This is a genomic window from Floridaenema flaviceps BLCC-F50 (assembly GCF_041929275.2).
GTDB lineage: Bacteria > Cyanobacteriota > Cyanobacteriia > Cyanobacteriales > Aerosakkonemataceae > Floridanema > Floridanema flaviceps.
The window spans coordinates 1842634-1857481 of sequence record NZ_JBHFNR020000001.1; the positions used below are offsets into that span (position 1 = coordinate 1842634).

Genomic DNA, 14848 nt, shown 5'->3' on the forward strand with positions numbered 1-14848 from the left:
GAGGTAGGGGGAGTAGAAGAATTAGTAAAATTATTCTCCCCATCTCCCCATCCCCCCATCCCCCCATCTCCCTAATGTCCTGCCATGCGTTTACCAATTTCTACGACATCGGCATCGGCGATCGCACTTTCGTAGCCAAATTTACCTTCGCTGATGACGATGACGCGATCGGCAATTTTTAAGATTTCGTCTAAATCTTCGCTGACTAATAAAACAGCTACGCCGCGATTTCTGGCTTCTACAATTTGGTTGTGAATGAAACTTACAGCGGCAAAATCTAAGCCAAAACAAGGATTAGCGGCAATCAATAATTTAACTTTGTCTGATGATAGTTCTCTGGCTAAAACTGCACGTTGGACATTGCCGCCAGATAGGTTAGCAATGGGGGTGTCTGGTGAGGGTGTTTTAATGGAAAATTGCTTAATTAAACCTTGGGCTACTTGACTAATTATTTTCTTAATTAGTAACCATCCGCCTACAGCTTGGGGTGGGCGATCGAACGTGCGTAACGCCAAATTTTCCGCCACACTCATATTAGGTACGCAGGCATTTTTTAACGGTTCTTCTGGCAAGGAGTAAATCTGATATTTGTACATTTCGGCGCGAGTAGCTTTGTAATGTTCCCCATTCACCAAAATCTCTCCCGCAGTTGCCGGACGTTGACCTGCTAATACTTCGACTAATTCTTTTTGACCGTTACCGGAAACGCCTGCAATTCCGACAATTTCGCCAGCATGAACTAGGAGATTTACTCCGCCAATAGCTTCTAATCCATTATCTTTATTAGTATGCAAATTCCTCACTTCTAATACCGGGACTTTGGCGACAGTTGCTTGTTTTTCAACTGGTTGAGATTCGCGTTTTTCTCCCATCATCATCTGTGCCATATCGGAAACAGAGAGATCTTTTACTGTCCCGGAACCTGCCAATTTTCCTTTACGCAATACTGTCACTTCGTCAGCAAAGGCAGTTACTTCGCGGAATTTATGACTGATCATCAATACGCTTAATTTTTCGGCTATTACTTCTTGTCGTAATAAGCCTAAAATTTCATCTGCTTCTTGGGGAGTTAATACTGAGGTAGGTTCGTCTAAAATTAAAATCCGACTTTTGAGATATAGCTGTTTAAGTATTTCTAATTTCTGTTTCTGTCCGGCGGCTAATTGGCTAATTGGTGTATGTAGGTCAAGATGAAAAGGTGCGGAGTTCATGAATAAGATCAGGCGATCGTACTCAGCTTCCCAATTAATAATATGGGAGCCTTCAAAAGAAGAGAGTACCAAATTTTCTGCTACCGTCATTGCCGGAATGGAGGTGAAATGCTGATATACCATGCCAATGCCGTATTTATGGGCATCACGAGGACTGCTGATTTTGTGCGGTTGTTGATTAATTAACACCTGCCCACTATCAGCAGTGTAAAAACCCATAATGCACTTCACCAAAGTGCTCTTACCTGCGCCATTTTCTCCCAGTAAAGCATGAAATGTTCCCGGTTTAAGAGTAATGGAAACATTATCTAACGCGGTCATGTTACCAAACCGTTTAGTCATGCCAATTACTTCTAACTTTGGTGGTTTGGTTGTTTCTATCATTACATTGGAAGTAGTGGCAGTCATGGGATTACCTCAATTAGGGAGAAGTAATTAGTATTTCATTTTGTATCAAGCTTAGTATGTTCATCGGTAACTTTTTTTTGCCTGAGTAGTCGCAGTTCTTATTCTTTCTTAAGGTTTGGTAATCCGTTCATTAAATTTATTATCTTTTACTTTCGTATAAGTCTAGCTTTTGCTAACCTGTTCAGAACACAGCAGTGCTAGACAGCTTGGTAAGAGTCTTCTAACTATTTAAGGGAATTAACACTTTCTGACTTTAGTTCGCTAATGGTCGAGTGCTGTTAGCGATCGCTAGATAACCTAACTTAATTGCTGGATTGGGAGGAATTGAAATGAAACATTTTGCTGATGAATGGGTTAACCAATGGTGTGAAGATAACGGTTGGACAGATTTAGTAGTTGATGGTAAAAATACCTATTGGGCTTTTCCTCCCGGCGCAGTCATGCCGGAACCAATTCCTAGCAGAGAATTAAGAGAAATTAAAGAAAATAAAGGTTTGAGTCCGCAAGAAAGAGTTTGGGCGATCGCTGCTGTGCTAGTAACAATTAGTGCGACAATTGCTAGTGCTGTGATGAAATGCCCTATTCCGATTGTGTTAGCTTTTGCCTTTTGTGCGGTTACTGTAGGACAATTCGACTTAGATTGACTGGGGACTGGGGACTGGGGACTGGGGACTGGGAAGATGTTTTTCAACGATTCTTTGCTAATCCATGATGACAGATAGTTAATCATCTATATACTTGTTTCCATATTCGTCCCTTCCTTGTTTTTGAGAACGGATAAAGCGACAGTAACCGTTAAGCTTTTTTTCGATTTGCTCTTTAAGTTGAATCACCCAATTCAATTGTTCTTTGGTGCAATATCCCACACTTTCAGCAACAATAAAAGCACTAACAGTTTCTCCCAATGAACCGCGAGCTATGTAGAGAAAACGCAAGCGATCTAAATAATGATAACGTGCATATCCCTCGGCAATATTTAACACAATACTACAAGCACATCGTCGCAATTGATCGCTGAGATTATAGCGTTCATAAACAGGTAAACTATTTGCCAATCTATAAGCAGCTTTGACTAACTTTAAACTATCTTGGTAAAACTCTAGGGATTCAAAGCCTCTTTCTTCCATGATATTTGGGGATTGGGGATTGGGGACTGGGGACTGGGGACTGGGGACTGGGGACTGGGGACTATGATCGGAAGCTAAAAATTTAGCTTTAATAATTATTCCCAATTTATTGTATAAAATTATCCCTAAAAACCAGTTTTCACTACTTAATCCCCAGTCCCCAGTCCCCAATCCCCAGTCCCCAATCCCCAGTCCCCAGTCCCCAGTCCCCAGTCCCCAGTCCCCAGTCCCTAAGAACGAGGATCGAGGCTATCTCGTAAACCGTCTCCTAAAAGATTGAAAGCTAAGACGGTTAAAGTAATAAATAATCCGGGAAAAATTGTTGTCCAAGGATAGGTTAAAGAATAGCCGCCTTTGAAGGCATCGGCTAACATTGTGCCTAATTCTGGTGTTGGTGGTTGTGCTCCTAATCCTAAAAATCCTAATCCCGCTGCTTCTAAGGTTGCTGTACCAATTGATAGTGTTGCTTGGACTATTAAAGGTGAAAGTGTACTGGGTAAAATGTGATGGAAAATAATGCGATTTGGTGAAGCACCTAAAGCTTTTACTGCTTGAATAAATTCTTGTTCTCTTAATGAGAGTACCATGCTGCGAGTTAAGCGAATATAAATGGGAATTTGGACGATTCCTACTGCTAACATGACGCTGGGTAAACTTGGGCCTGTGACGGTGACGATCGCGATCGCTAACAAAATAGAAGGAAAAGCCAAAAGTATATCCGTCAACCAACTAATGAAAGTATCAACTTTCCCCCGAAAATAACCTGCAATTAATCCTAAAATTAACCCAATTATTAATCCTATCCCTACGGAAATTAACCCAACAGTAAGAGAAGTTCGCATTCCATACCAAACTAATACTAAAATATCTCTTCCTAACCCATCTGTGCCAAACCAGTGTTCAGCACTAGGAGGTTTTAAACGTGCGGTAAAATTGCGATCGGTAGCTGGATCGTAAGGATGAAGTATTGGCGCTAAAAGGGAAAATAATACGATCGAAATGGTTAAAATCAACCCAATTTTGCCCGAAGTAGATTGCAGAAAGCGTTCCCAAGATTTTTGCATAATAAAAAGATATGATACAAATCGTTCGTTGTTCCCACTTCAGTGGGAAAAGCGCTGAAGCGCCTACAACGAACCTTATTTACTTATACTGAATTCGGGGATCTAACAAAGTATATGATAAATCCACTAACAAGTTAATTAACACAAAAGTTACACATACGAAAATTACTCCTCCTTGAACAACTGGATAATCTCGCGCTAAAATTCCCTCATAAATCCAAGAACCAATTCCGGGCCATGAGAAAATTGTTTCTGTAAGAATTGCCCCACCAAGTAGCGTACCAAATTGTAACCCAATAGTGGTACTAATTGGCAAAAAAGCATTTTTTAAAGCGTGTTTTAAAATAACAAAATATTCAGGAACTCCCTTTGCCCTCGCAGTACGAATATAATCTTGGGATAACACTTCTAACATAGCGCTTCTAGTAATTCTAGCGAGAATTGCTAAAGGAATCGTTCCTAATGTTATAGCTGGTAAAATTAAATGAGATAGGACATCTTGTAAAGTTTTGATATCTAATCTGAGAAGAGAATCAAGCACAAAAAAACCTGTGATTGGTTTAAAATTAAAACCTGCGTCAACGCTAATTCTGCCACTAGGAGGTAACAATTGCAAGTTGACGGCAAATAAATAAATTAACAATAATCCTAACCAATAAACTGGCAAAGAAACACCTATTAAAGAACTACTCATTAACAGGTTATCCAACCAGCTATTTTTCCGAACTGCGGCAAAAATCCCCGCAGGAATTCCCAAAATTAAAGCAATTAACATTGCTGCTACTGATAATTCAAATGTCGCAGGCCAACGAGTTGAAATTTCATCAATAATGGGAATCCCGCTGATAATACTCTTGCCAAAGTCGAAGCGAATTACATTGAACAAAAAGTTAAAATATTGGATCGGTAATGGTTGATTTAATCCTAATTGCTGTCTCAGGGATTCTATCTGTTCAGGTGTTGCTCTTTCTCCTAATAATACCACTGCTGGATCTCCGGGAATTAAATGCAGCAAGGTGAATACTAAAAGGGTGATTCCGATGAGGACTGGGAGGAGACTTAGTAAGCGTTTTAAAATGTATTTAAACATGATTTGGTACGTTGTTGCGCTTCAGCGCTACATTTTAGCGCTAAAGCGCAACAACGTACCTGATTAATTATTGTTTTTGAATTCCAGCAAAATCTTCACTACCTAAAGGACTGGGAATCCAACCTTGAACGTTTTTTCTTTTAGCTAAAAGTGGTTGAGAATGTACTATTGGTAAACGCACAGCTTCTTGAGATAAAATTTCATCAATTTGGGCATAAATTTTCGCCCTTGCTGCTTTATCTCCAGTTGCCCGACCTTGGTTTAAAAGTTGGATAAGTTTGGCGTTTTTCCAACCTCCAATATCTACAGTTCCACCGGGGCCAAAATGCGGGTAATAAAAACTATCGGGATCGCCATAATCAGCAGTCCAACCTAACATAAATGCTTGAAATCCTGGCGATTTTTTGCGATCGGCAATATAAGCTGCCCAATCTTTGGTGTTAAGTTTAACTCGAATCCCGATCGCACTCAAATCAGCAGCAAAAGCTTCAGCAATTGGTTTAGGTGTGGGAAAATAAGGACGAGAAACGGGCATATACCAAAGTTCTAAATCAAATCCGTTTGGATAGCCAGCTTGTGTAAGTAGTTGTTTGGCTTTTTGGGGATTAGGTTGGGTTTTGGTCAGGTTTTTTGATTGCGCCCAACTTAATATGGAGGGGATAAAATGAGGGGAATTCTCACCTAAGTCTCCCCAAAATGCTTGAACAATTTGTTGTTTGTCAATGGCAAGGTCGATCGCCTGTCTAACCCTCACATCTGACAGGGGTTTGTAACTGGTATTCAGTGCAAGATAGCCCACATTAAATGAGGGACGGGGAACAGCATCTAAATTGCGATCGCTTTGGATTTCTTTAATTTGATCTGGCGCAAGATCGACGGTAAAATCAATTTGTCCAGCGCGAAGTTGGGCTAATCTGGCTGCGGGATCGGTGATAAAACGAATTACTAATTGATTAGTTTTGGGAAAACCTTTTTGCCAGTAGTTAGGGTTTTTTGCCAAGGTGACGCGATCGCCTGTCCGCCATTCTTTAAATATAAATGGGCCTGTTCCTACAGCTAACGAATTAGGAGTACCATAATTAGCACCAGCTTTTTTAATTGCTGTCGGACTAGCTATGCCAAAAAATCCCGATCCAATGGCAGAGGGAAAAGCAGCAAAAGGTTGTTTTAAAACAAATTGAATTGTAGATTTATCTACTACTTTGAAATCTTGTAATAGTGAGTTCGGATCGCCTTTAAATCCGCCAAAGATTTGCTGCCAAATTTCATAACTTTTGCCAGCATTGCGATAACCGTTGGGATTTTTCGCATCCCACCAACGTTCCACATTAAATTTCACAGCTTCTGCATCAAAATTTGTGCCATCGTGAAATTTTACACCCGGACGCAGTTTAAAAGTCCAGGTTTTCCCATCAGCGGAAACTGACCAAGACGTAGCTAAACTCGGTTGCAAATCAGTAGTACCTGGTTTAAATTTTAATAGGCGATCGTAAATTTGTTGTTGCACAATTAACGAGTTACCATCAGTAACATTTCCCGGTTCTAGGTTTACTGGAGAACCCCCGGAACCGTAAACAAATACTTGTTGATTTGCTGTGGAAGTGGTTGGGGTAGTTCGATCGCTATTCGGCGCACTTTTACAATTGTTCAGGATGAGTGCGATCGCACAAACCGCCCCTAAAAAAAATAACCGTCGTCTTTTATAGTTGATCATGTTAATTTCTAAAGATATGAAAGAGATTAAACTGGGAAAATACCTCACTCTCGAAGAGTTTTGTACTTGTACTCAAACTTATCAGAAGTACGCCGATCAAATCAATCCTTTTCCCGAAAACTTAGCAGAAACATTACCTGCAATAGAAGCTTTAACACAGTTTATTTTAGAGCCAATAATTAACTATTTTGGAGTAGAAAATTTTCGGCTAACTTACGGTTTTTGCTCAAAAGATTTGAAAAAATATTTAGCCAAAAAAGACCCCGAAACAGGCTTAAAAAATGGTAGAGTTGCGCCGGAAATCGATCAACATTTAGCTCATGAAATTAATAAAAATGGAAAGTATTACTGTCAAAGGTTGGGGTCGGTTTGTGATTTTTTGATTTTGGGGTCAGGGAGCGATCGCGTTATCGACTGGATTTTAGCACAAAAACTGCCCTTTGATTCACTTTATTTTTACGGTGTCGATCGACCAATTCATATTAGTTATGGGCCGCAAAACAAAAGAGAAATTTGGACTTTTACCGCATCAGGACAACCGAGCAAAAAAGGTATTGAACATTGGTTAGAGTTAGCTAAAAAAACTCGTAAACAATCAAATTAGCCTTAAAAAATTGCAGAACTCGATCGAGAATTTGACCAATTACCAATGACTAATTTACTTTTTGCCGTGCTTTTTTAGCAGACTGCGCCAACTTAACTCGATAAGGGTCAGCATCTTTCTGCCAAAACAATCGATAATTACGGATTTCTGCACAATGTTCTTCTAAACATCGTTGCCAACCTTTAAGGGTTCTAATAGTATTAAAATCATCGAATAATCCCCAATTTTCTTCTTGCTGACTGAGTTTGGCAAATTTTTCATAACCTGGATAGTCAGGAGTTAAAACTGTTTCTTTCCGATGCCAAAGTGGAGGATCGTTTGCCTCAGAATAATCTCGATAACTAACGTGCAAATCTCGTAAATCGATGTGCATACTGGTGTGTAAAGCTGGATGGGGTTCTGTATCAAAATGGGGATAAAATAGATAGGAAATTTTCGGTTGTTTGGTATGGAATTTGATTAAAGTTGCGCCATCCATGCGACCAATAGTTCTGCTAGCGCAACCTTCATAAATTCGCAAACGATAGTCAAGTTCTGGCAAAGCGGAAACATGAACGTAAAGAGCATTAGCACGTTTGCTACCAATTTGACTAGCTTCACAACATTTATTTATAATGCTTAAGTTTCCCAAACTAAACAACATTCCTTCGGCAGCTTCTTTGGCGTTTCTATAACTACCAAAAAATCCTTTTATATCCTTTTGAATCACTGGAGGAACATCTTTGAACTTGTGGGATTCGTTAAAGTTTTGCAAGGCAAGATAAAGGAGTAAATCCGAGTAACGTTTTTCCGTAATCATATCCCACTCTTGTTGGTCAGTTGCTTGTAAAATTACTTGAAAAGCACGGCTAATTCTGCCAAATTCGGCTTTTAATTCGGCTTCTTGGGGGAATTCTCCTGGTAGGGGAAGACGACCTCTTTCGGTGAAAAATGTCATTAAAGGTTGGAGTAATTCTTGATAGTCTTCAAAGCGTTTATCTAGGTATTTAACTCTGGGTGTGGAGAGGCGCGATCGACACCGAGAAGCACGAAAATTTTCCGCTTGAATTGGATCGCGAAAAACAAAGTAAATTCCTAAAGCAATGGGAATCGAATCTACTTCTAAAACTTGGTCAATATAAACTTTTAATTCTTCTTGTTGGTAATATTTTTGAAAGGTATTTCTCCGAGTAACAAATCCATCGTTAAATGCTACTTGACCGCGCCTTTCATCATCAATTAAAACCTGTGCCGAAACAATTAAAACTTGTTTAGTTAATTCCCAAGCTTTTAATAAAGCTTCGCGCCGTTCTTTTTGGCATTCAATCACATTAATTACATAACCAATATTGACAATATCGGCAGCAATAATATGATTGTATGGGAAGTAGTAGGGGTCCCATCCATAGCTGACAAAACCTTGTTCAGCAATACGTTTTACATCACCGCCATAACCGCAACCATAATCAAAAAAAGTGGTATCTTGATTAAAGATATTTGCCTCTAAAGCTAACCGCACCGGACGAGAAATATCTCGGCGCACCATTGCGGCTCGGTGGCGTTGAATTTGGGGTAATAGTAATTGGTAGTTGGTAGTTGGTAGTTGGTAATTGTTTTCTTTAAAGTCTAATTCTTCGCCATTTTCTGTAATGATAAAAATGCGATGATTGCGGATTTCTATACCTTTTTCGTCTAAGCATTGTTGCCAAGCTTTGAGCGTGCCAATAAAGTTGGTTTTGTCAAGAAGTCCTAATATTTCTTCTTGGTGAGTCAGTTCGGCAAATTCTGCGTAATTAGGATATTCTTCTGTAACAAATGTTTCTTTGCGATGGAGAATTGGCGGATTATCAGCAGTAGAATAATTTCGATAGTTAATACTACGATCGTTTAAGTCAACTTGGATACTAGCGTGTAAAGCGGGATGGGGATCTGTGTCGAATTCGGGATAAAATAGGAAAGATATTTTTGATTCGTTGGTGTGAAATTTAACTATGTTTGCTTGGTCAATTTGCCTGTCTACAATTGAGAGGAAACGGTCATAATGAAGACGCAATAAAGGGTCGAGTTTTTCAATAGCGGAAATGTGTACGTAAAGAGCATTGGGTAATTTTTTACCGATCGCACTTTGCAGACAACAAGATTCGATCGCACCCGGTTCTTCCAAGCGAAAAAGTAGTTCATCGCTGACACTAAAACTAGTCATTGCTTTGCCTCAATCAGCTATCTTTTTGAATAAGAATAACTCTAGTTGGGAAATTTGGATGACTCGCAAACGTATATTTTTACTAACAATTGCTCTATTATCGATCGCCTTTTCTTGGTGGGGTGTAGCAACTGCACAAAATGGACTGGTAGTACGTTCTTTTTCCCGCGATAACGTACCTATGGTATACGTTGCGCCAAAAAACCAAGACAAAATTCCCGGTGTTTTGGTGGCGCATGGTTTCGCAGGTTCAAAACAGTTAATGTTGGGTTACGCGCACACATTAGCGCACACTGGATATGGTGTATTATTGTGGGATTTTGGTGGTCATGGTGCTAATGCGACACCGCTAAAATTTGATTCATTGCAAAAATATATTGACGTTGCGACTGCTGCTTTGTTGGATCAACCGCAAGTAGATGCGGCGCGTTTAGCTTCCTTGGGTCATTCTATGGGTAGCGGCGCAGTAATTTCTGCTGCAATGAAAGATTCTCAAAGTTTTGCGGCGACAGTTGCGGTTTCTCCTACGGGTAGAGGCGTGACACCTGCGACACCGCGTAACCTTCAGCTACAAGCAGGTAGTTGGGAACCGGGTTTTGTTAAGAATGCAGAGAAATTGTTGCAAGCTGCGGGGGGAGAAAATCAAAATTTGGCAGCGGGAAAAGGACGAGAATTAATTATTGTTCCCAATGCCGAACATATTACAATTTTGTTTCGAGATGAAAGTCACCAAGCGGCGCGTAAATGGTTAGATGCAACTTTTGGGTTGCAAAGTGATAGTAAATATCTCGATCGCAGGATGCTTTTTTACGGTTTACACTTATTAGGATGGTTGATTTTACTAGCTGCAATTGCTCCCAAATTGAATTTTAATCCTAATAATCAGAGAGTTTCTTGGTTGAGAAGTTTTGCGGGTTTGTTGGTAGCGCCTTTTGTGGCAAGTGGGTTGCTTTCTGGGTTGGAGGGTGCGATCGAACTAGAAAGTTTAGGCGGTTTATTAGTAGGCGGCGCTTTGGGTGTTTGGTTCTTTTTGGCAGGTACAACTTGGCTAATTACTATCTGGAAATTTCCCCGTCCCAAAATACAAAATTTACTCTTAGGTTTAGGACTATTTGTACTACTTTGGCTGGCTTTTGGTGCAATGGCACAAGTAGTCTGGTTACAATGGTGGTTAATTCCCTCACGTTTGTTAGTTTGGCCTATACTTTCTTTAGCTTGTTTACCTTGGTTTTTAGCATCAGAAATCGTGCAACAAAATGTAGGAATAGGCAAACGATTAGCTTGGTGGTTTTGCCAAAGTATTCTCTTAATTACAGGTTTAATTGTAGCGGTTTCCCTAGTGCCATCACTCAGCTTTATCTATCTTTTGTTGCCAATATTTCCCCTAGTTTTCGGAATTCTTGCTTTCGCTGCGTCTCAAGTAAATGATGCTTGGACTTATGCTTTAGGAAGTACTTTGTTTTTTGGTTGGACGCTTGCTGCTGCTTTTCCCTTAGCTGGGTAGTTATTAATTTTGAGCCTTTCGGGTCTAACAGTGATACCATCTTACCGAATCATCCAAAATAAGAAATGGTATCGCGTTCCGAATTGATAGCCGAGCTAATAACTCAAGTTGCTAGTTACAAGTCTGCCTCTTTCTTAGCCCCCCTTGTTAAGGGGGGTTGGGGGGATCTAAACGTAGTAATCACAGCCGAAGATCCCCCCTAACCCCCCTTACTCAAGGGGGGAACTCCGAAAGTAATAACTAGCAACTTGCGTTAATACATAATGGAATCAGGTGTACACCAGAAAATATAGTTAGAATTGCTAAGTTGGCTGATGGCAAAATCGTTTTCTTAGAAAGTGGAAATTCTAAGGCTGGTTTGCAACATATACTGGAAAATCATGCCGCTGATTTTTTCAATAAAGGCATCTCCTCAGAACAAATTCCAGATGCCATAATCACAGCCGTAACCCAAGGTACTATCGTCGGTTATTTAGGAACAGGAAACAAGCCAAGACCTATTTATCAAGTTTACTTTCAAGGTACATCTCAGTACATTGCCGTGACAGTGAGCGAAAATGGTTTTATCGTAGGAGCTAATCCTACCTCTTTTACTTAATTTAACAGAGTCCAACTATGAAAAAAACAATTAAGCTAATGGCAGACTATGGATGCTACCCATTATGGTGGGTTGATTCAGAAAAAGTGGGAGCGATCGCTCCATCAGACTTGCCTTTGAGTCAGGAAACCATTAAACAATTAGAAGTTTGGTCAAGTGTATATGATGCTACTTTAAACCATGATTACCCGCCTGACTCAGGTTTTTTAAGTGAACAGGATGCGGAAAAATTTGAACGCCAGGGAATCATTCTTTGGCAGCAGCTTTCTCAAGAACTCGCGCCTAATTACGAAGTTTTCTACTTCAGTGAAAAATGTCGTCAACTATTCACAAATCCAAACCAAGTTTCTTCACTTGTCTAAAAAAATATATGCGCCTCGCCTACTTGGAATTAATCAAAATGCGCGATCGCATTCCTCAAATAAATTCCACTCGATCGCGCATTTCCTCCGGTTCAAGACACTCCCAAATTAAAATTAAAAAGCGCAAAATATCCCCAATCGATCGACTATTCTGCTTACAGTATGTAATGCCAGAATGTTCAATTCCAGCTTGATGGAGCCTCAGAAAATCATCGTCCTGAGTAAAAATTACCCGACTTTGGGACAAGGCAAATGCTAGTTGTACCTCATCAGAAGCACCAATCAGTCCTACTTCTGGCGAAGTTGTTACATCAATACCACGCCTTCGTAAACCATCTGCGATCGCACCATTAACATTCTCATCCAAGTGAAATCGAATCGTTTGTGTCATTTCGATCCCTTAATTTTTGTCGAAGTAAAGACGGAGTTTTAGCCTCCATCTCTCTAGCAAAGGCTTCACCTTCTTCTATTTGTTGTCTAATTTCCTGTAAATGGTCGTGATAATACGCCAAAGCAGCATAGACATCAGCCAAAGTAATTGTAGGATACTGCGACACTATTTCATCGGGAGACATTCCCATTCGTTCGTGCCAAATAACAATATCCTGCACTTTAATTCGATGTCCGGCAATACGTGGTTTACCGCCACAAACACCAGGAGTTATTTCAATATGCTCGGAGATTATCGGTTGAATAGTCATGTTTGCTTAGTACCTGACGATCGGTAATTTTAAAACATATTTAATTATCGCACTTTTGGCTATTTTTAACAAATTTAGTTATCATTGATTTGCGATCTACGGGAATGATAGCGATCGCACTCCTCAAACCAATCAAAATTCAACTTTTGGAATAGGTGAAAATAATGGCTTTTGATTATAATTTAGATTTTAAAAACCTCAATTTTCGCTCCTCCCCCGAACTTTACCGAGTTGGTAAAGGCGAACAAGGAGTACTTTTAGTCGAACCTTATAAATCAGAAATTCTTCCCTATTGGCGCTTTAAAACTCCAGAAATTGCCAAAGAATCCAGTGAAAAAATCTACCAAATGTTTCTTGATTATTTGGAGCAAGATGATTTTGTTGGAGCAGATATGGCGCGAAAGTTTCTTCAAATGGGTTACACGCGATCGCGCCGATATGCTAATCATAAAAGTGGCAGGAAGTATGAGAAAAATCCGCAAAAAGAAAGCACTAAAGAAGCTCAGTTATCAGCGAGAAAAAATATTCTCCCCAATGAAGTCGATCCCATAAAAGCTGAATCTGCGGCAATATTTAAAGAAAAATGGACTTTGGCAAAAACCAATGCAAAATATTTACAACTTTTACAAAAACATAAACAGTTGTATGAAAAAGAATAGTTAACTATCAATCTGCTTGACGACAAAATTCAACTGCTCTTTCTACAGCTTGCATCCGTCTTTCATTCATGCTTAAATCTGGGTCAAGTAGAGCTTCATCAAATCCAGGATATGCTGTTTTAACACAAGTTACAGCTTCAGTTGTACCGCCAACTCTACATAAGTCTACAGCTAAAGTTGTCGATCGCTCAGACTTTTCCTCATTACTCAAAATCCCAAAAAAAGTGTTATCCAAAAAGTTTTGTGCTTCTTTGGCACAGGTTACACTTTGCTTAGTTCCTGCTAGCTTACATAAGTCTACTGCTAAAGTTAGCGATCGCTCTTTTCTCTCATCATTACTGAAATTACCAAATAAAGCATCCTCGAAAAGTTTTTGCGCTTCCTTAGCACAAGTTACAGTTTCTGGACTTCGGTATTCTCGACATAATTCTGCCGCTAAATTAGCTGCTCTCTCCTTTGTAGCTGAACTCCCAAAAAGTGCAGAATAAAAATAGTTTTGTGCTTCTCGTAAACAATTTGCAGCTGTTGTTTGTGCTTCCACAGTCTTTGTACCTGTAATTACGGTAAAAGTAACAATTGGTAATAGACAGTTCAAGGTTGCAATAATTCGCAGCTTCAGATTCATAGCTATTTCCTGGGATAGGTTGACTAAAAATGTGATATCAGTTAAAAGCAATTATAAATGTAAGGATAGTTCATGAATTATCCCTACATTTGTGATTTCTGTTCCTTGTTGTTTGGTGAATTAAAAATCATTCTTTCTACAGAGGTTGTGTTAAAAATCCAGCAATTACAATTCTACAGTAGCAACTTTGCTAAATAAACTAAGGAGCTAAGAAAAACTATGATTGCTAACCAACATGAGAAAGGTTGGGAAATAATTTATCATCGCGCTCATGCTTTATTGGCGGCGCAAATTGCAGGAAATTGGCGAAAAAGCGATCGTCCTAGACGCATTGTAGAAACAGTAGCAGCGATTTCTCATCATGATGATTTAGAAAAAGAATGGGAAGGCAATCACCTAACAGAAGTTGGCACGCCTTTAGACTTTACGCTGATTAAAGGAGTGCCTAAAGGATCGGACATAGAAAAAGTGCGAGAATTAACTAAAAATTCCCGATATCGAGGACGTTGGGTAGCAATGTTAATTTCGATGCACGTTAGCTTTTTAGGTGAAGGAAACCGGGGAAAATTAGCAGAATTAGATAGCTTTCTTGATGAACAATTGCAAAATCAAAAACAATGGCGAGAAGAATTAGGAATTAGCAAAGAAGAAGCAGCACAAACTTATGCTTTTTTCCAATTATGCGATCGCCTTTCCCTCATCCTTTGTAATCGTCAATTACCAGCAGGTGAACGTTATTTAGAAATTGGCAAAGATGCCGAAGGTCAACGTTATGATATAATTCAAAAACAAGATCAAACTGTGTATGTAAAACCTTGGCCTTTTGAAGAGGAAAAGTTTACAGTTAATGTGGAAGCAACTTACTTAAATCAAGTAGTATTTGAGAACAACGACGCTTTAACTCAAGCGTTGCAAGTTGCACCAATAAAAACTCTAGAGTGGACTTTTGCCAACTCCTCAGATTAATCGCAAACAATCTTAATTAATTTAGAAGTTGCC

Annotated in this window: 16 protein-coding genes; 7 read left to right on the plus strand and 9 right to left on the minus strand. The window is 39.5% G+C overall.

The annotated features are described in order from the left end of the window. Nucleotides 1–71: 71 nt before the first annotated feature. Nucleotides 72–1619 carry an ABC transporter ATP-binding protein gene (locus ACE1CI_RS08860; RefSeq protein ID WP_413264414.1) on the minus strand — a complete coding sequence of 516 codons (1548 nt, stop codon included), beginning with the start codon at nt 1617–1619 and terminating at the stop codon, nt 72–74. 329 nt (nt 1620–1948) lie between these two features. Here ACE1CI_RS08860 and ACE1CI_RS08865 point away from each other — a divergent pair, with 329 nt between their 5' ends. Further along, nucleotides 1949–2263, plus strand: a complete 315-nt coding sequence (locus tag ACE1CI_RS08865; protein WP_413264413.1) for a slr1957 family protein — start codon at nt 1949–1951, stop codon at nt 2261–2263. 78 nt (nt 2264–2341) lie between these two features. On the opposite strand, the gene ACE1CI_RS08870 is transcribed toward ACE1CI_RS08865, so the two are convergent. From ACE1CI_RS08870 to ACE1CI_RS08885, 4 genes are all read right to left on the minus strand, one after another. Next, complete coding sequence (locus ACE1CI_RS08870) at nt 2342–2851, minus strand: four helix bundle protein (RefSeq protein ID WP_496615348.1); 510 nt, start codon at nt 2849–2851, stop codon at nt 2342–2344. A 125-nt stretch (nt 2852–2976) separates the two neighbouring features. Further along, nucleotides 2977–3810 (minus strand): ABC transporter permease, encoded by an 834-nt coding sequence (locus ACE1CI_RS08875; protein ID WP_413268335.1) that lies wholly within the window; start codon nt 3808–3810, stop codon nt 2977–2979. Nucleotides 3811–3889: 79 nt separating this feature from the next. Then, nucleotides 3890–4900, minus strand: coding sequence for an ABC transporter permease (locus tag ACE1CI_RS08880; RefSeq protein ID WP_413268336.1), 1011 nt, complete (start codon nt 4898–4900; stop codon nt 3890–3892). Between the two features lie 67 nt (nt 4901–4967). Beyond that, nucleotides 4968–6614 (minus strand): ABC transporter substrate-binding protein, encoded by a 1647-nt coding sequence (locus ACE1CI_RS08885; RefSeq protein WP_413268337.1) that lies wholly within the window; start codon nt 6612–6614, stop codon nt 4968–4970. On the opposite strand from ACE1CI_RS08885, the gene ACE1CI_RS08890 reads away from it, so the two are divergent. Further along, nucleotides 6613–7218 (plus strand): hypothetical protein, encoded by a 606-nt coding sequence (locus ACE1CI_RS08890; protein WP_496615349.1) that lies wholly within the window; start codon nt 6613–6615, stop codon nt 7216–7218. The genes ACE1CI_RS08885 and ACE1CI_RS08890 overlap by 2 nt on opposite strands. 49 nt (nt 7219–7267) lie before the next feature. On the opposite strand, the gene ACE1CI_RS08895 is transcribed toward ACE1CI_RS08890, so the two are convergent. Continuing rightward, nucleotides 7268–9400, minus strand: coding sequence for a DNA phosphorothioation-associated putative methyltransferase (locus tag ACE1CI_RS08895; protein ID WP_413268338.1), 2133 nt, complete (start codon nt 9398–9400; stop codon nt 7268–7270). 58 nt (nt 9401–9458) lie between these two features. On the opposite strand from ACE1CI_RS08895, the gene ACE1CI_RS08900 reads away from it, so the two are divergent. The 3 genes from ACE1CI_RS08900 to ACE1CI_RS08910 all read left to right on the plus strand — a co-directional run bounded on the left by ACE1CI_RS08900 (nt 9459) and on the right by ACE1CI_RS08910 (nt 11864). Next, on the plus strand, nt 9459–10904 hold the full coding sequence (locus tag ACE1CI_RS08900; protein WP_413268339.1) for an alpha/beta hydrolase: 1446 nt from the start codon (nt 9459–9461) through the stop codon (nt 10902–10904). Nucleotides 10905–11211: 307 nt separating this feature from the next. Beyond that, nucleotides 11212–11502 (plus strand): hypothetical protein, encoded by a 291-nt coding sequence (locus ACE1CI_RS08905; protein WP_413268340.1) that lies wholly within the window; start codon nt 11212–11214, stop codon nt 11500–11502. A gap of 17 nt (nt 11503–11519) precedes the next feature. Further along, the gene (locus ACE1CI_RS08910) at nt 11520–11864 is read left to right on the plus strand and encodes an immunity protein CdiI family protein (RefSeq protein ID WP_413268341.1); all 345 of its coding nucleotides are present in this window, start codon (nt 11520–11522) and stop codon (nt 11862–11864) included. A gap of 55 nt (nt 11865–11919) precedes the next feature. On the opposite strand, the gene ACE1CI_RS08915 is transcribed toward ACE1CI_RS08910, so the two are convergent. Together ACE1CI_RS08915 and ACE1CI_RS08920 are read right to left on the minus strand one after the other, a co-directional pair. Beyond that, nucleotides 11920–12255 (minus strand): DUF5615 family PIN-like protein, encoded by a 336-nt coding sequence (locus ACE1CI_RS08915; RefSeq protein WP_413268342.1) that lies wholly within the window; start codon nt 12253–12255, stop codon nt 11920–11922. After that, nucleotides 12224–12565 carry a DUF433 domain-containing protein gene (locus ACE1CI_RS08920; RefSeq protein WP_193978409.1) on the minus strand — a complete coding sequence of 114 codons (342 nt, stop codon included), beginning with the start codon at nt 12563–12565 and terminating at the stop codon, nt 12224–12226. The genes ACE1CI_RS08915 and ACE1CI_RS08920 overlap by 32 nt, the downstream gene beginning before the upstream one ends. A 164-nt stretch (nt 12566–12729) precedes the next feature. Between ACE1CI_RS08920 and ACE1CI_RS08925 the strand changes: the two genes are divergently transcribed. Continuing rightward, nucleotides 12730–13224, plus strand: coding sequence for a DUF4385 domain-containing protein (locus tag ACE1CI_RS08925; RefSeq protein ID WP_413268343.1), 495 nt, complete (start codon nt 12730–12732; stop codon nt 13222–13224). Nucleotides 13225–13231: 7 nt separating this feature from the next. Here the strand turns inward: ACE1CI_RS08925 and ACE1CI_RS08930 are convergent, their stop codons facing one another. Then, nucleotides 13232–13849: a hypothetical protein gene (locus ACE1CI_RS08930; RefSeq protein WP_413268344.1), complete on the minus strand. Its 618-nt coding sequence runs from the start codon at nt 13847–13849 to the stop codon at nt 13232–13234. A 219-nt stretch (nt 13850–14068) separates the two neighbouring features. On the opposite strand from ACE1CI_RS08930, the gene ACE1CI_RS08935 reads away from it, so the two are divergent. After that, the gene (locus tag ACE1CI_RS08935) at nt 14069–14815 is read left to right on the plus strand and encodes a DUF3891 family protein (protein WP_413268345.1); all 747 of its coding nucleotides are present in this window, start codon (nt 14069–14071) and stop codon (nt 14813–14815) included. Nucleotides 14816–14848: the final 33 nt, after the last annotated feature.